13 protein-coding genes and 2 tRNA genes are annotated in these 20,209 nt (G+C 42.7%); 4 read left to right on the top strand and 11 right to left on the bottom strand.

Annotation, left to right across the window (positions count from 1 at the left end; genetic code table 11):
* Window positions 1-25: 25 nt before the first annotated feature.
* Entirely contained in the window at window positions 26-829 is an 804-nt protein-coding gene (amrB, locus tag ABJL82_RS11160) for an AmmeMemoRadiSam system protein B (RefSeq protein ID WP_347274774.1), read from the bottom strand.
* A gap of 261 nt (window positions 830-1,090) precedes the next feature.
* Here amrB and ABJL82_RS11155 point away from each other — a divergent pair.
* Window positions 1,091-1,167: transfer RNA gene (locus ABJL82_RS11155), tRNA-Met, on the top strand.
* An 87-nt stretch (window positions 1,168-1,254) separates the two neighbouring features.
* Here the strand turns inward: ABJL82_RS11155 and ABJL82_RS11150 are convergent.
* On the bottom strand, window positions 1,255-2,700 hold the full coding sequence (locus ABJL82_RS11150; protein ID WP_347274773.1) for a UDPGP type 1 family protein: 1,446 nt from the start codon (window positions 2,698-2,700) through the stop codon (window positions 1,255-1,257).
* Window positions 2,701-3,215: 515 nt separating this feature from the next.
* Here ABJL82_RS11150 and ABJL82_RS11145 point away from each other — a divergent pair.
* On the top strand, window positions 3,216-7,706 hold the full coding sequence (locus ABJL82_RS11145; RefSeq protein ID WP_347274772.1) for a PQQ-binding-like beta-propeller repeat protein: 4,491 nt from the start codon (window positions 3,216-3,218) through the stop codon (window positions 7,704-7,706).
* Between the two features lie 327 nt (window positions 7,707-8,033).
* Here the strand turns inward: ABJL82_RS11145 and ABJL82_RS11140 are convergent, their stop codons facing one another.
* Window positions 8,034-8,828, bottom strand: coding sequence for an MBL fold metallo-hydrolase (locus ABJL82_RS11140; RefSeq protein WP_347274771.1), 795 nt, complete (start codon window positions 8,826-8,828; stop codon window positions 8,034-8,036).
* A 122-nt stretch (window positions 8,829-8,950) separates the two neighbouring features.
* Between ABJL82_RS11140 and ABJL82_RS11135 the strand changes: the two genes are divergently transcribed.
* Window positions 8,951-11,119: a tetratricopeptide repeat protein gene (locus tag ABJL82_RS11135; protein ID WP_347274770.1), complete on the top strand. Its 2,169-nt coding sequence runs from the start codon at window positions 8,951-8,953 to the stop codon at window positions 11,117-11,119.
* A gap of 76 nt (window positions 11,120-11,195) precedes the next feature.
* On the opposite strand, the gene ABJL82_RS11130 is transcribed toward ABJL82_RS11135, so the two are convergent.
* Window positions 11,196-11,269 (bottom strand) — tRNA-Ile (locus tag ABJL82_RS11130).
* Between the two features lie 348 nt (window positions 11,270-11,617).
* Here ABJL82_RS11130 and ABJL82_RS11125 point away from each other — a divergent pair.
* Complete coding sequence (locus ABJL82_RS11125; protein WP_347274769.1) at window positions 11,618-12,547, top strand: methylenetetrahydrofolate reductase; 930 nt, start codon at window positions 11,618-11,620, stop codon at window positions 12,545-12,547.
* Here the strand turns inward: ABJL82_RS11125 and ABJL82_RS11120 are convergent.
* The 7 genes from ABJL82_RS11120 to ABJL82_RS11090 all read right to left on the bottom strand — a co-directional run bounded on the left by ABJL82_RS11120 (window position 12,539) and on the right by ABJL82_RS11090 (window position 20,112).
* On the bottom strand, window positions 12,539-13,981 hold the full coding sequence (locus ABJL82_RS11120) for a hypothetical protein (RefSeq protein WP_347274768.1): 1,443 nt from the start codon (window positions 13,979-13,981) through the stop codon (window positions 12,539-12,541). The genes ABJL82_RS11125 and ABJL82_RS11120 overlap by 9 nt on opposite strands.
* 237 nt (window positions 13,982-14,218) lie before the next feature.
* Window positions 14,219-14,722: a ferritin family protein gene (locus ABJL82_RS11115; protein WP_347274767.1), complete on the bottom strand. Its 504-nt coding sequence runs from the start codon at window positions 14,720-14,722 to the stop codon at window positions 14,219-14,221.
* A 33-nt stretch (window positions 14,723-14,755) separates the two neighbouring features.
* Window positions 14,756-16,015, bottom strand: a complete 1,260-nt coding sequence (locus ABJL82_RS11110) for a Glu/Leu/Phe/Val dehydrogenase (RefSeq protein ID WP_347274766.1) — start codon at window positions 16,013-16,015, stop codon at window positions 14,756-14,758.
* A gap of 476 nt (window positions 16,016-16,491) precedes the next feature.
* Window positions 16,492-17,016: a cysteine dioxygenase family protein gene (locus ABJL82_RS11105; protein WP_347274765.1), complete on the bottom strand. Its 525-nt coding sequence runs from the start codon at window positions 17,014-17,016 to the stop codon at window positions 16,492-16,494.
* Window positions 17,017-17,146: 130 nt separating this feature from the next.
* Window positions 17,147-17,911 carry a 3-oxoacyl-ACP reductase family protein gene (locus ABJL82_RS11100; RefSeq protein ID WP_347274764.1) on the bottom strand — a complete coding sequence of 255 codons (765 nt, stop codon included), beginning with the start codon at window positions 17,909-17,911 and terminating at the stop codon, window positions 17,147-17,149.
* A gap of 55 nt (window positions 17,912-17,966) precedes the next feature.
* Window positions 17,967-18,842 (bottom strand): DUF6529 family protein, encoded by an 876-nt coding sequence (locus tag ABJL82_RS11095; protein WP_347274763.1) that lies wholly within the window; start codon window positions 18,840-18,842, stop codon window positions 17,967-17,969.
* Window positions 18,843-19,008: 166 nt separating this feature from the next.
* Window positions 19,009-20,112 (bottom strand): ATP-dependent 6-phosphofructokinase, encoded by a 1,104-nt coding sequence (locus tag ABJL82_RS11090; protein WP_347274762.1) that lies wholly within the window; start codon window positions 20,110-20,112, stop codon window positions 19,009-19,011.
* Window positions 20,113-20,209: the final 97 nt, after the last annotated feature.

The raw sequence follows: 20,209 nt of genomic DNA, 5'->3' as shown, positions 1-20,209 counted from the left end.
TGATTTTCAAAGGGCTAACCAGAAGCTATCGAATGATAATTCCCGCATACCCTACCACCTGATCATAATCGCCGGTGACGTCCCCGCTCGTTGCGTAGCGTACGAGTATTGCTTCTTTTGCGCCACGTTCTTTGGAACAAGTAAGCATAATCACTGCAGGATATATCCCGCACATGGAAATGCGTAATTCGTTCACCTTGTTGTATAAGCCGTCTTCGTTAAGCGCTAAAATTTCATTGATGGCAATGTTATCTTTCCTGTTTGCAGACGCCTGCGGCTCATGATGCGTCATATCAGAAGAAGCCACTACGAGCGCATCGGGGTGCAATTTCTGCAGCATCTGGGATATGCACTTCCCGATGGTTTTCAGGTCCAGAATCTTTCTGGAGGCGATGGTCATTACAACTATCTCTGTTTTCTGGTTAAAATATTGAATAAAGGGTATTTGTACCTCTGCGGCATGTTCATACAAATGAGACTCCTTGTCTCTTTCTATAAGGTGGCAACTATTAACCAATTCATCCACTGCTTCCTCATTTACTGCAATCTCTCCAAAAGGGGTTATCCAGGAACCTCCTGGCCAAATTGAATAGGGCTTGCCATATCCGGTATGATTTGGGGACAATATCACTACCAAATCCGGTATCGTAATGTGCGAATATAAACTTCCGGCAATACTGCCGGAGTACATATAGCCCGCATGAGGAGAAACTGCCCCCAGAGCAGATTGTTTTTCACAATCCTTGATGATAAAAGTATCGATCTCATGTTGTAACCGGCTTTTATCTCCGCTGTAAAAAGACCCTGCTACTGCTGGTTGACGTATCATTTTATTTCTCTATTAAATTTAGTTGTTAATAAAAATAAATTGTACAAAAAATATCAAAAACACGTTAGCATTTATGGGGCAATGACGTATGTTACTGCTTTTCCCCCGGTTGGCTAAATAGTTGCCATAATTAGAGAAAATTCCTTGAAAACGATGATAACAGATGTTATCTTTTTTATATAAATTCCATTTCGATTCATCTGTTCCACAATTCTTCTTAAACAACCCTCCTCAAATCAGATTTGAAGAATCTAAACAAATGGCGGTGTAGCTCAGATGGTTAGAGCAGCGGACTCATAAGCCGCAGGTCGGGGGTTCGATTCCCTCCGCCGCTACCATACTTCCGGTCTTATGCGATGGAACATTGAGCATTAACTTCCAAAACCGTGCAACTCATGTTACGCACTAAGAAAAATGTTCAATATTCAATGCTCAAGATTCAAAAAACCTCTAAATTCCAAATCCTTATCCACATTTTTTATTAAGTCCTCCTCATCAAATGCAAAACAGGGATTGATTTCAATAAGTCCTTTTACATTATCATTAGAATCCTTCGGAATGGCAACCCCCGCTTTTCGCAACCATTGGCCAAATATATTTACCATGTCTTGTTGCGCTGTTGCGGGAGAATCGTCTCCCTCTGCATTTTTTACCGGAGAAAACTCCTCCTTGCGGACAACTTCCATAAGTACACCATTTTTCACATGCTTTAAAACGTCAAATATAAATGTTTCAAATTTAATGGCGTTATTTTCTTTTGGAGTAATCAAATTGCCGTTCAAATCAATGAAAGGAACCTTTTTTATTGCGAGATGATACGGAAGGTAGGTTTCCATTTGAAACAGCTTTTCAAGAAAGGCGATGCTGAATATGTGAATCGCAATATTTCCTGCATTATATTTTAAAGTGCCATCATTGTTTTTTGCATATTTGTCCTCCTGGCTCAGTTCCGAATACTCAACCACATGCAAGTGTCCGTCAAGATAAACAATCACCCCTACTTTTTCATCAGGGCTGCGTTTTTTAACCACCTTCGATGACACATCGGCGCTATCCATAAGATGATAGCCAATAAATACCGGGTCTGCCATTTTTATAAGCACGTTATCAACCTGGTGATAAAAGATGTGCTTAATACCCCGTTCTTTCATATCATTTATAATATTTCTTTCCTGAAGAGCAATAATTGTGCCTCCATGACCGTTCGGGCTCATTACAATATTTGACTTTGTATTCATCAAAATTTTTCCGTTCATATCTACCGCGGGAATCATTCGCTGTGTAAAGAAATATACCCGTTGTTGGTCAAGCCCGAAGAATTTGTTTGAACGGAAAAACTCCTTCGTATCGTTATCATTTGTTTCGCTTGTCATAATATACCAGGGAAACATTGCGTTGTATTTCATTTGAAGAGCGTATATTTTCTCGGCATGAAGTTGGAAAATGCTTTTCTTGTTGATTGGCGATATGGGGAGCATGCCCTTTGGCCCATCAATTCCCAGCCGCGTTCCCTGTCCCCCCGCAACGGTAAGGATGGCAATTTCTCCATTGCGCAAGGACTCTTCCCCCACCTGTTTCGCCTTTTCAGCGGCTTTTTTTTCAGTAATATTTTCCGGAATACCAATAATCGGTGGGGGTTGTAAATCTTTCTGAAACATGTCAGAAGCTGAAATAAAGCTTTCGTGAAAAAGTTTTTGTAAAAGAGTAAAATCTATTGAAGATATCTGTCCCAAAAGATGCAGCTTTTCGGCAGGAGTTATCTCGTTCCACCAGCTAAAAATGTGGGACTGGCCGGTTTGAAATGCCTTTTCTATAGGGTGCTTATAATCAGGATATGCTTTTCCAATATGGTCTTTGTTTACGATATTCATAATTTAATAGTAAAGGAATTTTAATTTTGCTTATGAGTTTTCAGGGTGGCGCAAACAAGGGAAAAACGCAGAATTTTGTGTCCCTGCTTCGTGCCCCTCCTTCCGGTTAATTAAATCGTCCATGATTGAACCGAAACGTTTTGCATGCTTCATAATGCCTGTCGGCAATCAAAAGCGTACAATGAAACAATAAATTTTATTATACGCTATTTTTTAAAATGTAAAATATTTATTTTCCCTCTTTTTTCTGCTTATGATTTATTATTTTTTCACCTCAGCGGGTTTGTAACTGTTCGGCTGTGCTCACGGCGAAGCCTGAACCACACGTTTAATACTTTCTATACTGCCTTTTTACGATTTAAATCGTACCTTACAAACCTAAGCTGGCATAGCCAGCATTTCTCTGTCCTCAGTTCTCAGTCTGCAATCCTCAATCTGCAATCTGCCGATTGCCGATTGCCGACTGTAGATTGTCGCTGGGATGCCTTGTATTATTTTGACTTCAGAGAGTCAAGTTGATAAAGTATTCAGGTGTTTTGTTCGTAATAGATCCTATAGCGGGAGAATATGTGGTGAAGTATTTTCTTTTATTCAAATATCGTATTCAGCAACTCTTTTTTAAAAATGAACGTTTGTTCATTTTCAGCGCCACCCCAAACGTCTTTTTAATAATTTTCCTTTTCTCGCTTCATCCGGTTTTACTCTATGCCCAACTTGCCAACAGCCCCTGGCCGATGTTCATTCATGATGCTCAGCATACCGGCCAGAGTACAGACACAAATAATCCGATTAAAAATGTGCTGTTTTGGAAATATAAAACGGATGGCGAATTTACCGCTTCTCCCGTATTAGGGGAAAATGGCGCCATTTATATTGGCAATATCACGGGTGAATTTTTGTCAATTCGTCCCGATGGCACAAAAAACTGGAGCTATGAAAGCGGAGATATCTACACCACTGCGATAGTGGATATGAACCGAACTATCTATTTTGGGTCTGATGATGCCTATTTCTACGCGCTGGAAGAAGACGGCGCCCTTAAATGGCGCTTTCAGGCAAATCAATCTATTAGCGCTTCCCCCGTAATTAACCCTCAAAGCGGTGTTTTATATTTCGGTGATGAAGGGAATTATTTATATGCCCTTGATACAAACGGGGATTTGCTACAACAAAGGAGGTTATCTGATGAAATATGGACTCCGCTGGCAATTGATAATACGGGAAAAATCCTTTTTGCCGGGACATTGGACGGTTTTTTTTATGCAATAAATACCGACACCTTTGCGACCCTCTGGAGTTTTAATACAAACGATTTTGTTACGGGGTCACCTGTTATTGATGAGGAAAACAAACAGGTTATTTTCTCCTCTGAGGAAGGGATTCTATTTTGTGTGGATAAATATAATGGCTTACTCATATGGTCGTATGTTGCCGACAAAACAACATTTGAGGAATCGGCTTTGGCAATAGACGCCCTTTCCGGGGCAAATGCGATTTACGCATCTTCATCAAACGGAACACTTCATGCATTAGAGAGAATAACAGGCGCTTTAAAATGGACATTTGAAACGGGGAACTTAATTACGGCGCCCGCAATTGACATAGACGGGACGATATATTTTGGCGCGGCAGACAAGAATATCTATGCAATTAATAGTAACGGAACACTAAAGTGGACATACAGAGCGGAAGCGGAACTCTTCGGACCTCCCTGCCTCGGCGGCAACGGTATTCTGTATATTGGGGGCGCCGGCGGAAATATTTACGCCATTGGTGTTTCTGCGGATAGCCCCATGGCTGATTTTGCCGCAGAACCTACCACCGGCGGAGCGCCCCTTACCGTTAAATTTACCGATGCATCTACGGGAGAAATTTCTTCATGGTTGTGGGATTTTGGCGACGGGGCTACAGATACTACGCAAAGTCCGGTGCATACGTATAATGAAACAGGAAAATACACGGTAAGCCTTACGGTATCTGGCCAGGCAGGTTCAAACACGAAAACAGTTGATAATTTTATTTCTGTGACGGATACGCTGGCGGCAGACTTTGCAGGAATCCCGACGTCGGGAGAGTGGCCATTGATAGTGCAGTTTATTGATAAATCCACCGGTGAAATAGCTTCCTGGTTATGGGATTTCGGAGATGGCAATACCGATAATGCGCAACATCCCATTCATGTCTATTCTGATGCGGGCAACTATACCGTAAGTTTGACCGTATCTGATGCTGTTTCTTCCGTAACAAAAACCGTTGAAGATTATATTTCCGTTTATCAAAGGAATTCATCCCTCGAAATCGACCTGTCTGCGACCGAAATAACGTTCGGTGAATCCCTGGCGGTTGACGGACAGATAACCCCGCCCACCCAGGCGGATGTTGTCATCACCTTTACTAAAAGTAGTGGAGAAACGGACACAAAAACGGTTACTTCCGGCAGCTCAGGCGTCTTTGATCTTTCCAATTACTATCCGTTATCGGGCGGAGACTGGAAGGTTACGGCAAGCTGGGATGGAAACGATGTTTACAAAGCAGCTAAAAGCAGCGAAACACCGTTGACGGTGAACCCGGCGGCGGTCGCTCTTACTATTGAACCATCATCCTCAACTATCCGGATTGATCAAACGGTTGATATCTCTGGCGTCATTACGCTGACGCCCGACAATGTAACTACAAGAGAAGCGTTCATTCAGGAAAATCTTAAACTGATACGGATAAATCCTGAAGACGCATATGAAGATGTATTTGAAACGCAGCCTTTTCTGTCGGATGACCAGCTTCTGTATAATTTTACCATGGTAAGTTTACCGGTAATTGGCGCATGGGAACTATTGACGGGATTTGATAATACGGAAAGTTTCGTTGGTGCTCAATCCACAAGCACAGAAATAGAGGTTGAGGACGTTACAAAAGAGGTGGCGGGATATGCCATCATCGTTCAGGGAAAGGTAAAGGGGGGCGCTGGAACAGATTCCCATAACCTCACAACGAATTATATATACAACAAACTTATTGAACGTGGCCTCACGGATGATGGGATACAGTATTTTAATTACGATACAAAACAAACAGGGGTAGATGAAAAACCCTCACACAACGCAGTCATAACTGCGATAGAGTCATGGGCAGGCGAAAAGATGAGTTCTCACCCTGCACCGTTATATCTGTTTTTGGTGGGGCACGGCAAGGAAGAAAAGTTTCCCCTGTCTTCTGAAACCCTTACGGCGTCCGATTTGTCAGATGCGCTTGATAGTCTGGAATCTTCGCTTAATGCTGAAGCGCAGGAGGAACCAATTGTTGTGGCAATAGGCGCCAATCGTTCTGGTAGTTTTGTTCAAAACCTGTCGAAGTCTGGGTCAAAACGTATTATTATCACGAGTTGTGATTCGAAAGAGATTGCGTATAAAGGGCCATTGGCTCCGGATGAAACGCTGCGGCATGGAGATTTTTTTGTCGTGGAGCTTATGAATTTTCTTTCTAACGGAGAAACGATTAAAAGAAGTTATGAAAAAGCAGCGGAAAAAATAGCCGAATATACTGAAAACAAGGACGGCAACGGAATGAATGGTGCAAGCGCCGGGAATGGACGTTACTTTGATGAATATGCCCAGCATCCATTGCTTGATGACAATGGAGACGGCGTAGGGACGTATGGCGTACTTTCCTCTAAAAATAACGCAGACGGGGCGCTGTCGATGGACATTATTATGGGCATTGGAACAGTAACAGCGTCTATAGAATTTACCGATAATATGGATACCGTTACTCTCGAACCGAAAGACAAGGGGCCTACATTAACCGCCGAGTTGAAAGACGTGTCTATCGTAGATGAGGCCTGGGTTGAAATAGCGAAACCGGGGCATAAACTGAAAAACAAGGCAGAGGTAACAGAGCAGCAGATAATAGATATTTCAAGTTTTAGTTACAATGAAGTCGATGTTGTTGAAAATGAATTCATCTGGAATGATTTCAGTAGTAAAAAGTGGGATAATTTCAAGGAATCGGGGGAATATGAGGTGTTTTATTTTGCGCGGGAAGTAGGGACGGGCGATATTTCTCTGTTTATGGAATCCGATGTGATCAGAAACAAGACGAAAAACCAGCCTCCCGCCTCATTTGATCCTGTTTATCCAACAGGTGGAACAGATACTGCAGTGGCGTTGACTTTTGACTGGGAAGACAGTTCTGACCCAGATAGCAATGAACCGGTGACTTATACACTGACCATTTCAACGGACGGGGCATTTGATTCAATATATCATCAGCAAAAAGGTATAGAAGAAAGTTACGCTGTTGTTGATAAAAAGGCTAGCCTGAGAGATGAAACAACATATTATTGGAAGGTGCTTGCCGTAGATGTTGACGGCGGAACAACTCTTATGGGAGAAAGTGGTGCAAGCGCCTCAGCGCGTAAAATCGCACATACTGATGAAACAGCATCGGCAAGCACCTTTACCGCAAAATTATCTAATGGTTACGCGGGGTTTGTCAAAGGAATTGTTTTTGAAAATGATACAAGCCTGGAACTTGGCGGTGCGATTGTCCAGGCAACAGGCGTTGACGGTTCATATACCGCCACCGATAGCGGCGCTTATGTTATGGAGTTAGATTCTGGTGAATATGCTGTTTCTGCACAGAAGTCGGGGTACATAAAAAACACAGAAACGGCAAAGGTAAATGCGCTTTCCACAACGAACACGGATATAGGACTGGAGGTTGATCCGAAGTCTTCATCTATTAGCGGTATGGTAACAGATAAAGAAACCGGAGAACCTTTGGAGGGGGCAACAATAACAATAAAGAAAAAATCTTTTAAAGAGGAAACAACCTCTGGCAGTGAAGGCAAGTATTCTTTTACTGAGTTGGAAGCAGGCAAATATAAGATGCTCGCAAAAAAAAGCGGCTATAAAAAATATACAAAGAATAAAATCAAATTAAAGACAAACCATGAGGTAAATAAAGAAATCCAATTGAAAGGTATAGGTAAAAAGAAGAAGAAAAAGTAACATTTTAGTAACACTTTAGTCTTTTGAAAAAGCAAAACGTTCGTTCCCTAGCTCCGCAGACTGGGACAAATGGAAACCATTCGCGGGTTCAGGTTTGTAACCTGAACCCCCACGTTTTATATTGTTCATGCCTGCCAGTAGGGGGGGATTCAGCCATTAAATACACATAACGTTATTCGCCATATAAACTATAGGTTCAGGTTACAAACCTGAACCCGCCTGGCGTAAGCTATATGCTTTCTGTCCTTCAGGCCTGTTGTAGGGGCGAAGCATATGCCATAACTCTTCATAAATGCGTTCTTACCCAAACCGGCAGATGCTTCGCCCCTACTTTTTTAAATTAAATCGCATCCCGTCGCTTGCGGCAATAATGTTGAGTCCCGTTTCCGCTGATAATTGTTCGGCAACCTGATGCGGGTGAGCCTTGAGCATGGTCATTCCAAAATGATTCAATAATGTAGTTTTTGGTTTTAGTGTAGTAACTATTTCTTTGACGTCTCTTATTGTCAGGTGATACAGCCACTTTCTTGTGTCGCGGTCGGCGTTATAGCGGACAACGTTGATAATCAATGTGTTGCCATTGTAGCACTTTAATAAATCAGGAAAGTAACGGGTATCGACGATATGTGAAATGGTATATTCAGGGGTAATGAAATTAATGCCGTATGTTTCACTTGGATGCTGATGTTTGAGCGGTGTTTCAAAGTAGACGCCGTCTGACAGTTGATAACGCCCGCCTTCTTTTATGATAGTTATTTTTGTGATATAGTTTCTTACATAGTGGAAAACAACCGGATCCTCCGTTAATGCATCTTCAGGGGCGTAGAGTGTACCTCTTTTCTTAAATCCTCCTTCAGTCATTGCTTCAATCATAACATTCACATCTGCGGCGTGATCCAGATGCCTGTGGGAGAGGATAATTGCATCCAGTTGCATCGGGTCCATCTTTGGCCTGCTTGAAAGGCATCTTACAAGGCATCCAGGGCCCGGATCTACCAAAACGTTGAAACCGTGTAATGAATACCAAATGCCCCCTGATGCGCGGAGTTGTTTTGATACGACAATCCTTGCCCCGGCCGTACCGAGGAATTTTATAAAATCTGTTTGAGTGGTCGTTTCCATAGTATATTTAAGAGAGTTTGTAAAAATATTTTGTTTCCGGTATTTTCATATTATATTATAGGAAGACGTTTTTTGTAACGTAATGTTGATATATTTTTATTAAATGATAGGAAACGCCTTTTTTGATTATCAAATCCAATTCAAAACGTACCCCCCTTTTTTCCTGTATCCTTGTCTTAATACCGGTCTTTTCCCTTCTGCTTTATATAAATGCCACTCACGGGAAATTTGTTTATGATGATTTCAAGGTTATCGTGGACAATGGTTTCATCAAGGATTGGAAGTATTTTCCCGCGTTGTTTTCTGCAGATTATTTTACCATTTCAGGGGAGATGAGTTACCGGCCATTCGTGACCTTTTCTTATTTTGTTGATTACAGCCTCTGGCAGCTCAACCCGTTTGGTTTTCATCTGACAAACGTTTTATTACATGCAGTAAATACCGCGCTTTTTTATCTTTTCTTCCGCCAGGTGATAAAAAATAAAAAGATACTGTGGCTTTCCACACTCTTTTTTATCACACATCCTATTCTTACGGAAACAGTAAATGCTATTGGATATCGCGAGGATCTTCTTTCCGCAACATTTATGCTTATCTCTCTCATCTGTTTTGTAAAATCTGACACATTGCTGTTGGAAAGCAATGGGAAGAAAAGACGTTTTGTCATGTATTATTGCCTCTCTCTGTTTGCATATTTTCTTGCGCTTTTTTCAAAAGAAATGGCCATAACCATGCCGGCAATTTTATTCTTATTTGTTATCTTTTCAGGCCAAGGGATGCGGCAAGGTCTTTTGCGAAGGGTAAAAGGTGTTTATATTGGATATTTCGCCGTTTCGCTGTTTTACATCGTGATACGATTTGTAGTATTAAGAAATCCGGCAGTGCAGGCGGAGTATAAGCCCGGGGGATTCTGGCTGAATATTTTTACGATGCTTAAGGTGCTGGCGTCCTATATCAAGGCGTCTTTCTTTCCATTTAACCTGAATGCGGACTATGTGGCGCCCCTTGTAAAATCTCCCTTTGAGCTGTCAAGCATGCTTTCGGTCTTATTTTTGTGCGCCGTTTTTGTCATCCTTGTGAAACTATGCAAAGTGAGGCATTTCTTTGCCTGCTGGATGGCATGGTTTTTCATCACGCTCCTGCCGGTTATGAATATTGTTCCTATCGGAAATATTATGGCGGAAAGATATCTGTATCTTCCCGTTATGGGCTTTTGTGTGGTAAAGGGGATACTTATCTACCGTATTACCGACACAACACTGTCTTCCCGTGCGATTCCTTTAAGAAAAGTGGTGCAACTGGTCATCATAATTTTTATGGTATGTAGCAATGGCTTTTCTATTATAAGGAAAAACGGGGACTGGCGGGATGAATTTTCATTGTGGACAAAGACCCTGGCAAGGTCTCCGCAAAGCCATCGTGCGCATTGCAATCTTGGAAACGTTTATTTGGAAAAGGGAAACATCGAACGGGCACAGAAGGAATATCAGGCCGCATTGCTCTGCAATGCTGAAGATGCCAGCATACACAGCAATCTTGGCATAGTATATACGAAACAGGGATTAGAACAAAAGGCGGAGGCAGAATACAAAGAGGCAATCCGGCTTGACAGATATTACGCGCAGCCGCATAACAATCTAGGCAATATTTATTACAACCGGGGGCAGCTTGATAAGGCAAAGGAGGAATATTTGGAGGCACTCAGGATAAAACCGGATTATTCGCATGCGCACAATGGGCTTGGCAGTGTTTACAATTCAATGGAAAAGCTTGATGAGGCCCTTGAGGAGTTTCGAAAATCCCTTCTGTACGACAGCACATATATCCTTGCCATAAATAATGTGGGGGTAAACTATGCAAAGCGGGGGAAGATGCATGAGGCTATTGAGTATTTTGAGAAAGCGATTGCGTTAAACCAAAATCAGCCGCAGAGTTATTATAATCTTGGCTTTGCTTATGAAAACCTGGAAGAGGGAGAAAAGGCTGTTCAGGCATACCGTAAGGCGGTTCAGTTAGACCCGGACAATTTTAATGCCCTTCTTGCGCTGGGTAATCTTTGCTACAGGATGGGTATGGCCGATGATGCGATAAACGTATTTCAACATATGATTGTTCGTTACCCCGGTGAGGTAAATGCTTATAAAAGGCTTGTATTTTTGTATCTTGTCAATAAGCAGGACGCCGAAAAATCAAAAAGGTATTTACAGGAACTCTTAAAAATAGACCCCGCACAGGCAGCGCAGGAGGACGTGAAGCAGGTTATTGAGTATTTTAAGCTGTCAGGAGAGTAAGCGTGCAGTCGGCAAATTGCAAATTGTGGACTGCCGATTGTAAACTGTGAACTGTGAATGGGTTGGAAAGTAAAAGTGGGCCCACAAGGATTCGAACCTTGGACACGCGGATTATGAGTCCGCTGCTCTAACCTACTGAGCTATGGGCCCCCTTTATTGATGTTTGGAATTATACCACAAATTACGACCATTTCAATTTCAAATTTATAGTATTATTGTGGTGGATTCGGTGCGAAAAAGCCGCACCTTAATCCACCTTACATGTTTGAAACACCAAGAATGGAATAGGGAAAAGATGCTTGTACAAAATAATTGCTTACTGGTATAATCTCAACGTTTTACAGGGGAAAAGTAACTTCTCAATAAGTTGAGGCAAAGAACTACCTTACAATCTACAATCGGCAAATTGCCGACTGCCGACTGCCGACTGCCGACTGCCGATTGTAGATTGTAGACTGTGTTAGGTATTGTTAACTATGTTAGGAAATGAGCGAAACCATGAAATCTGGAAGCAATCTGGAGAAATTACTCCGTGACGGAAAATTTGCAGTAACAGCGGAACTCGGCCCTCCAAGGGGTGCGGACAGAACGGTAATTGAAAAGAAAGCGGCGATGCTGAAGGGATATGGCGACGCCTTTAATATTACCGATTGCCAAACCGCCGTGGTAAGGATGTCAAGCATCGCTGCCGGCAGAATTGTGCTTGATTCGGGTGTGGAACCCATTGTTCAGATGACGTGCCGGGATAGAAACCGTATTGCCATACAGAGCGATCTTTTGGGCGCTGCGGCTTTGGGGGCAAAAAACGTATTGTGTCTCACTGGAGACCATCAGAAATTTGGCGACCATCCGATGGCAAAAGGCGTATTCGACATTGATTCCATTCAACTTATCCAAATTGTAAAAACACTCAGAGACGAGAAATTATTCCAGTGCGGACAGGAATTGAAGGCGGGGAGTCCCGCGTTTTTTATTGGCGCGGCGGAGAACCCATTTGCAGACCCTTTTAAATATCGTGCGGCGAGACTTGGTAAAAAAATCAAGGCAGGTGCGGATTTTATTCAGACTCAAATTATTTACAACGTAAACAAATTTAAAGAATGGATGAAAATGGTTACCGATATGGGACTTCACGAAAAGACCTATATACTTGCCGGTGTAGCGCCACTCAAATCAAAGGGCATGGCAAAGCATATGAAATATAACGTGCCTGGCATGGATGTGCCTGATGAAGTGATGGGACGTATGGACGCTGCTGCTGAAGCGAAAAGAGGGAAAGACGAAGGGATAAAGATTTGTCTGGAAGTAATTGAACAGGTGAGAGAAATAAAAGGCGTTGCGGGTATTCATATTATGGCCGTTGAGTGGGAAGAAGCGGTGCCTGAAATTGTAAAGCTGGCAGGATTATATCCGAGGCCTTTAGTATAAACACACGCTGTCAAGCAAGAGTACCTCAGACCAGTATTTAAGGGATTTCTGCATATCGTTTGTCGCAAGAAGAAAGGCGTGTGCGCCGCGTAATAAATAGTTATAGCGGTCATTGAGATTGTTCGATGTTATAGTAATAAAAACAAAAGGCAACGCTTTTTTTATTTTTGCAAGAAATTCTTCCACTCCTGCAGCGATTGACTCTGCATCAATAAATATGTTATCAATTTTATAGCCTTCCAGAACGCTCAGTGCGTGACCGGTGTCTTTTACGAAATATATCTTGAAACCCTCTTTCTTTGATATATCGCGAAAGAGCTGCTTCAATGGCGTGTTGTCGCTTACCACGAGTATTGCCTGAATGTTTTTTTTGTTCATCTGCATTAAATCTGCGAAGTTTTTCCGGTAAAATATTTTTTTGTACAACGATTCTACCAACAGGCTTATTTCTTTTTCCCCGCACCCCTGGTTAAAATAGTTATCTATTTCAAAGGGAAGCGCCTCCGTCAAATCATTTACATTGTTTATTTCAATCAGGAAACCCATGTCTGAAAATTCAGCCTTAATGTTTCTTATTAGTTCAAACCGTTCCACTTTCGCGGTATGGAAATCAGAAATCACTACATCACATCTGTTTCTCCTCAACAGCATAACTGCTTGTCCGGTATGTCTTGCCTCAAATACATGGTATCCTTCTTTTGCGAGGATTTCCTTCATCTGTTTAACAACCTTCTCAAACATAGAAACAATCAGGATGTTTAACCCGTTCTTGACGGAAAGGCGTTTTTTTATTAAATAGCAATCTTCCCACTCTTTCCGTAATTCATCCACCTTCGTACGATCAATCGCCAGGGCGCCTACATCATACATAACTCCCGTTATATCAGAACACTCGATAACCCTTCGTACCTCTGCATAAATTTGCTTTTGTGTTCTCTTGTACAAAAGATTGTCATCCACGTTGTTTGTTTTCTTTGCTGTGTAATACACCTTCCTCTGGACGTCTGTGCCGTCTTGCGTCTGTTGGATTTTAGATGACAAATAAAAGGTAATTATTAGTATTGTAGAAGGGATAAAGGGTCTTTTGGAGGTAAAACGTATTCCATGTTTAGAAATGTCTTTTATGAGAATGGGGACCTCTTCATGCATAAAATCGATTTGATCCCTTCTTACTGCAGAACAGAAACCTTCCGTGTCTAAAACAAATCTCTCCTCTGTGCGCTTCTGTCGGGCGTTTGTTCCTTCTTCCGGGTGGAAGAAGACCACAGGGCTTTCATTGTTCTCTAAAGATCCTTGTTTTGTTTCCGGCTCCTTCCTTTTAAGCCCTTTTTTATTCTTTTTTTCTTCCTGAATTAATCTGGAAATTATGCTTTTCGCCTCTTGAAGTTCTTCCAGGGATAATTCCGAAAGGGTTTCTTTCCATGATTTTTGCATACTGTATGCCGCCGTAACAAAAAGGAGATAATAGTTTCAATGCATTTTTGAAAGAGGTGGATTTTTCAGAAAATTACCGCATATGGGGTAAGAAGTCAAGCAAATATCCATCCTATGCCGCCATGGAAGGTGAATGATAAAAAGATGAATTGTTCGCTCAAATCTGTTTTTATGCGATGGTAGGCAATGATTCAACGAATGGATAGTTTGTGTATTACAGAAGACATTGTTGCGTTTCTATGACGCACCCTCTTTCAAAAGAGTCATTTGTTTTGCCAGTAAATGAAGATGGGTTTTTTCTTCGTGTAATAATTGTTCAAAGGCCTTCCGTCCGTCATCGTTTTTTGTATGCTGTATTGCTTCGCGGTAGTAGAGGATTGCATCCTTCTCTGCTTGTATGCCGATTTTTAAAGCGTCAACATCGCTTTTTATCTGCAAGGCAAGTCCTTTTGCCGCGCCTTTCCTGGTAAAGACGCTTGTATCCACAAGGTGCTTCAAATATTCATCTGTCGTGTAATCCTCTCCGGCGTATATTTGTTCCTGTGGCGAGGGCAAAGAATCATAAATCCTCTGGAAGGTATCCATATGATCTTCTTCATCATGCGCGAGCCTCGCAAAGATTTCTTTTACCCTGGAGTCTTTTGCGTTTTCCGCCAGGGTGGTATAAAAAACCTTGCCTTCTTTTTCCATGTTTATTGCAATTCTAAGGGCTTCATGGTCATTAAAGTTTTCGAACTCCATTGTAATAACACCTTCCTTTTGTCGTTATAAAAGTTACGGATACAATCCCCTCACGGTAAAAACGTCAGCGACCTTTTTAATTGCCAGCATCATGGCAGAGGTGCGTAGGGAATATTTGTTTTTTTGTGCGAAAGCATAAACATCATTAAATGATCTTTCAAGAAGCACTTTAAGTTTAACGTTTACCTCGTTTTTGCACCAGAAATAACATTGCACATCCTGAACCCACTCGAAATACGAAACAATCACACCTCCCGCATTTGCAAGGATGTCCGGTACGATCTTTATTTTCCTGCGGGAGAGTATTTCATCCGCCTCCGGGGTTGTCGGGCCATTTGCACCCTCGACGATCAGTTTTGCCTTTATTTTAGCGGCGTTCTTCTTTGTGATCTGCCCTCCCATTGCTGCGGGAATCAGCACGTCACAGGGTAGTTCCAGTAATTCAGCGTTTGTAATGTTTTCTGCATGGGGGAAAGAACCGAACCCCCCGGTCTTCCTGTAATGCTCTGTAATGGCGTTATGAGGCAATCCCCGGGGGTTGTATATTCCACCGGTTGAACTGCTGACGGCTACTATCTTACACCCCATTTCTTCTAAAAATTTTCCGGCGGCAGACCCGACGTTGCCATATCCCTGTATGACTACGTTAAGTCCCTTTAGTGTTTTTTTGTTTTGACGCACCGCGCTTGCGGCAATATAGGCAACGCCAAGCCCCGTTGCATCTGCCCTGCCCAGAGAACCCCCAATATTCAATGGTTTTCCCGTGACGATGCCGGGAGAACAAAAGCCTTTATTCATGCTGTAGGTGTCCATGATCCATGCCATGGTTTGCTCATTTGTATTGACGTCCGGCGCGGGAATATCAATGTCCGGCCCGATAATCGGCTGAATAGCATACGTATAGCGCCGCGTAATCCTTTCAAGTTCACCGCGTGAGAGTTTTTTGGGGTCGCAAACGACGCCTCCTTTTGCTCCGCCAAAAGGAATATCTACCAGGGAACACTTCCAGGTCATTTCCATTGCCAGCGCTTTTAAGTCGTCTAAAGTAAGGTCCGGATGATACCTTATGCCTCCCTTATAAGGCCCTTTGGCAGAACAATGCTGAACCCGGAACCCTTCAAACGAGGCTGTTGATCCGTTATCCATCCGAACGGGAACAGAGACGGTAAGGATTCGGGAAAAGTCTTTCAATATCTGATGAATATCCTCCCGGAGGTTCATCAGCTTTGAGACATTATTGAATTGTGTTAGCGCCGTTTGCCACTGGCTATTATCTTCCATCTTTTCCGGCATTTTGGACTCTCTTCATTAAGGGACTTGGAATTTTCCAGTAATTTATTAACACTGGGAGCATTCCCGATTTTTTGTAATCCGTCATTTTAATATGATGAAAAGAGAATATCGAACCGCAGAACAAGGAATATTGAATTACAACCGTAGAGACAGGTTTAAAACTCCAGGCGGGTTCAGGTTTGCAACCCAATGTCATTAAGTTAAGGATATTTGATTAAAAACAACCCCCTTTATCCCCCTTTTTTAAGAGGAACTTTTCTGGCAGGTTGCTTAACTTAATGACATTAGTTTGCAACCTGAACCCGCGAATGTAGTTTCCAACGCCAGTACGTTCCCAAGTAGCGGCAAGGCATGCCTTGCCGCTACTTGGGAACGAGCACGAAAAATTCATGTAGTGCGACGAACCTCGTCGCACTACAAATGATAATTTCCAGTTTCAAAGACTAAAGTGTTTCCGTATTTCACAATTAAAGGTACTAAGAATATTGTTCCCTCTGTGCCTCCGCTGTCCATTTCTCAACCAGGGTGTTTTCCGTGTTATAAATATTCATTGTAACAAGAGGCGGGAAGTAGACAGTAAGAACCACTAATCCATCATCATGAACATTTGATACACGGTGAATTGTCGAAATACCAATGCAGGACACTTCATTTGCCGAAACCGAATTCTTTGCAAACGGTGCGATCATGCCCGATGGTTGTTGCTTTTCAAATAATTCTTCCGTCATAGTCCCTTTGTAAACAAAGGCAATCCCAACAGAACCCCCGTGGTCATGAATTGGGGTGTATTGCCCCGGTTTAAAACATAACGCAACTACCTCGCATGTAGAACTGGCATGAAGCACATTTCTTTGATACCCTGTGCCGGAGAAACGTATATATTCCTCAATGGACAATTGTTCCCGGTGCAATCCCACGACACTATTTCTCAATTCCTCTTCGGAAGGTATTCCCTGCAATGATTCAAAACGGGCAATGTATTTTTTTAAGGAAGCGTTCATGGTTAAAAATTCATTGGCATATTTGGAAATGTAAGCAATTCAGGTTCATACTCATATTTGATCTAACAAAAACTAATTTCAAGTCCCTTAGCGGTTCAAATCTTCTAAATTGCGGCTTTGCAGCGCCGGGTTATTGTACAGAAAACCCGCCGTCTACAAATATAACTTGTCCGGTTATATAGTCAGACGCCTTAGAGGCAAGGAAGACAACTGTTCCGGAGAGATCGGAGGGTTGTCCAATCCTCTGTAAGGGGATTTTTGAAATAATTGCCTGCTTTATTTTTTCGTCTTTCAGCATTTCCCGCGTAGTTTCAGTTTCCATCGAATAGGGGGCGATTGAGTTGACATTTATGTTGTATTTTGCCCATTCAATTGCAAGGGCCTTTGTGAGTTGTATTACCCCACCCTTGCCGGAACAATATGCTGAAGACCGGTTTGCGCCAAATACTCCCAGGGCGGAACTGATGGTGATTATTTTGCCGCATTTCTTGTCTAGCATGTGTTTCCCCACCGTTTTCGCGCATAAATAGGCGCTTGTAAGATTTATTTCTATCATTTTATGCCAATCATCCAGGGACAGATCCTGTATTGAGCCGCCAATAAAGGCGCCGACATTACTTACAAGGATGTCGATAGTTTTGAATTTAGACAAAACCATTTCAACCATTTTTGTGACGTCTTCCGGCTTCGTTACATCTGCGGCAACCGGAAGTGATTTTACCCCGTTTCCCTCTATTTCCTGCGCCGTTTCTTCCACATCTGAAAATGTGCGGCTTGCTATCGCCACGTGTGCGCCCGATTCTGACAGGGCTAACGCCATTGATTTCCCAAGCCCTTTTCCTGCGCCTGTCACCAGGGCGACTTTATCGTGCAAATTAAATAGTTCTACACACATACGCACCGCCTGTACCTGTATATGAAAAAAAAGAAATAAAACAAGGTGTTTTCTCTCAGGAATCTGTTTTTTGTTTTAGAAGCACCTTGCCCAAATAATAATTTACTTGCCGGGCTTCGGAATCGCTCAGCAACTGCGGATCAAATGCCCGCATCGTTTCTATTACCTTTAGCCAGTCTGATTGCGTCCTCTTCTGTTGAAACACGCGTTCAAGTGTGTGACAAAGATGGCATTTGTTTAAAATTATCTTCATTCCTACCTGTGCATCCATTTTTTGTTCATCGATGCCAAGGTTTTTTATCAAAAATCCAAGCGCCTGTAATTCCTCCAGATCGCTCAGGCGAAGAGGGTCCTTTGCCCTCATGCGGGCGACATAATCCCTCCATTCCGCCTCTGTTTTAAAATGCGAATACACCCTTTCTAATGAATGGCAACTGGAGCATTTCGTCTGTACGACCTTTCTTCCTTCGCTTGCATTAACCTTTACCGGCTTGCCTCGTTGTAAAAGCACTATGTACTGGCTGCGGGCTAAAGTAAGGAGAAAATGCCCGCCGCTCATAATAACCGTTAGATATAAGGCAATCATTACGATCATGCCGTATATTGGAAGGCGAGGATAATATTTTTTAAAACCGCGGACAACACATATTTTTGCAACGAGCATCGGAAAAACAGCAAGTCCGAGATACGCATGAACTACATCCTTTGCCGTCCAGGTAACAGGGTCGCTCGTGATTTTCAATGACATTAAATAGCATATGAAGATATAAAGCACAAAGAATGCATAGCCAGCAATACGATGACCCCACCGGAAAAAATTTGGATAGTGTGTCTTTTTATTTCTGCCAAGCAGAATGATAATGAAGAGAACCGCAATAATACCTATAATGAGCAGGCCGAAGGCAAGTGAAGTAGTTATTTTGGGGTTCATTGAAATTGTTTGCTCCACGTCCAGGAGGGGTAATTAACTGGTGAAACTTTGTAACATTTTTAATAACGATTTTACCGCACGGTATAGGGGCGAAGCATTTGCATGCTAGAGCATGAACGCATGTATGCCAGTTATCGCAAATGCTTCGTCCCTACGGTTTCAAGTTTTACGCTTTTCTGCCGAAATTAACGCCAATTTCCTCTGCCGTTATTACCAGTCCTGTTTCCGTAGGCACTTTTTTTTGTCCGCCTGCCACACTGCTCAGCGGAACAGATTTAATGTCTTGTCCTTCCAGGCATACCATGCGTCCAAACTGATTGTTAATAATCAACTCTACCGCAGCGACGCCAAATCTGGTGGAGAGTATCCGGTCAAAGGCGTTTGGTGTACCCCCCCTTTGCACATGCCCCAGCGTTGTGACCCGCACATCTATGCCGGTGTTTTTTTTGATGTACAGTCCCGCCTTTTCGCCAGCGCCCCCGAGTCGTTCCGCACTCCCGCCTTCTTCTGCCGACTGCAAAATACACAATGCGCCGTCTATTTCTTTTGCACCCTCCGATACAACAACAATACTGGAACGGCAACCTTTCTTCTTCCTTCGGAGAATTTTCTGGCAAACCTCTTCCCTATCATAGGGTATTTCCGGGATAAGTATTACATCAGCGCCGCCTGCAATTCCAGATGCCAGGGCGATCCACCCTACATATCTTCCCATAACCTCCATCACCATCACCCGGTGGTGGCTTTCTGCGGTGGTATGCAAACGGTCCAGCATTTCAGTGGCAATCTGTACTGCGGTACTGAATCCGAAAGAGACGTCTGTGGAGAGGATATCGTTATCGATCGTTTTTGGTACGCCTACCACCGGACAGCCCATGTCATAAAGATGAGATGCGATGTTCAGCGTGCCGTCCCCGCCAATAACGATAAGGGCGTCCAGTTCCAGTGATTTTATTTTTTGCATAACTTCGGAGGAGACGTTTCTTATCTCCGTTTTACCGTTTACCGTTATTCGATATTTAAAGGGATTTGCCCGGTTTGTAGTGCCAAGAATGGTTCCCCCGACATGAAGAATGCCCCTGCTGTTTAATGGGGTCAACTTTCTAGTTTTATTTGGCAATACCAGCCCGTCATAGCCGTCTTCTATTCCTATTACGGCAATATCATGTCTTTGGACAGCGGACTTCACGATAGCCCTGATGACTGCGTTCAGTCCGGGACAATCTCCGCCACCTGTTAACACACCAAGTTTTTTTACATTATGTGACATAAGATATATTGCCCCCGGTGGGAAAAAGAACACGCCGTCATTTTCTCACAAATGACATTGGGTTTTTAAAAGACAAAAACCCAATGTCATTCATTTT

It is taken from the genome of Candidatus Kuenenia sp., from assembly GCF_039794105.1.
Lineage (GTDB): Bacteria > Planctomycetota > Brocadiia > Brocadiales > Brocadiaceae > Kuenenia.
This window is presented reverse-complemented; position numbering and strand designations above follow the sequence as displayed.

Excerpts from the sequence above, each read along its gene's own strand:
- amrB (WP_347274774.1), bottom strand. The coding sequence starts at position 829 with ATGATACGTCAACCAGCAGTAGCAGGGTCTTTTTACAGCGGAGATAAA.
- ABJL82_RS11150 (WP_347274773.1), bottom strand. The coding sequence starts at position 2,700 with ATGAATATCGTAAACAAAGACCATATTGGAAAAGCATATCCTGATTAT.
- ABJL82_RS11140 (WP_347274771.1), bottom strand. The coding sequence starts at position 8,828 with ATGGAAACGACCACTCAAACAGATTTTATAAAATTCCTCGGTACGGCC.
- ABJL82_RS11125 (WP_347274769.1), top strand. The coding sequence starts at position 11,618 with ATGAAATCTGGAAGCAATCTGGAGAAATTACTCCGTGACGGAAAATTT.
- ABJL82_RS11120 (WP_347274768.1), bottom strand. The coding sequence starts at position 13,981 with ATGCAAAAATCATGGAAAGAAACCCTTTCGGAATTATCCCTGGAAGAA.
- ABJL82_RS11115 (WP_347274767.1), bottom strand. The coding sequence starts at position 14,722 with ATGGAGTTCGAAAACTTTAATGACCATGAAGCCCTTAGAATTGCAATA.
- ABJL82_RS11110 (WP_347274766.1), bottom strand. The coding sequence starts at position 16,015 with ATGCCGGAAAAGATGGAAGATAATAGCCAGTGGCAAACGGCGCTAACA.
- ABJL82_RS11105 (WP_347274765.1), bottom strand. The coding sequence starts at position 17,016 with ATGAACGCTTCCTTAAAAAAATACATTGCCCGTTTTGAATCATTGCAG.
- ABJL82_RS11100 (WP_347274764.1), bottom strand. The coding sequence starts at position 17,911 with ATGTGTGTAGAACTATTTAATTTGCACGATAAAGTCGCCCTGGTGACA.
- ABJL82_RS11095 (WP_347274763.1), bottom strand. The coding sequence starts at position 18,842 with ATGAACCCCAAAATAACTACTTCACTTGCCTTCGGCCTGCTCATTATA.
- ABJL82_RS11090 (WP_347274762.1), bottom strand. The coding sequence starts at position 20,112 with ATGTCACATAATGTAAAAAAACTTGGTGTGTTAACAGGTGGCGGAGAT.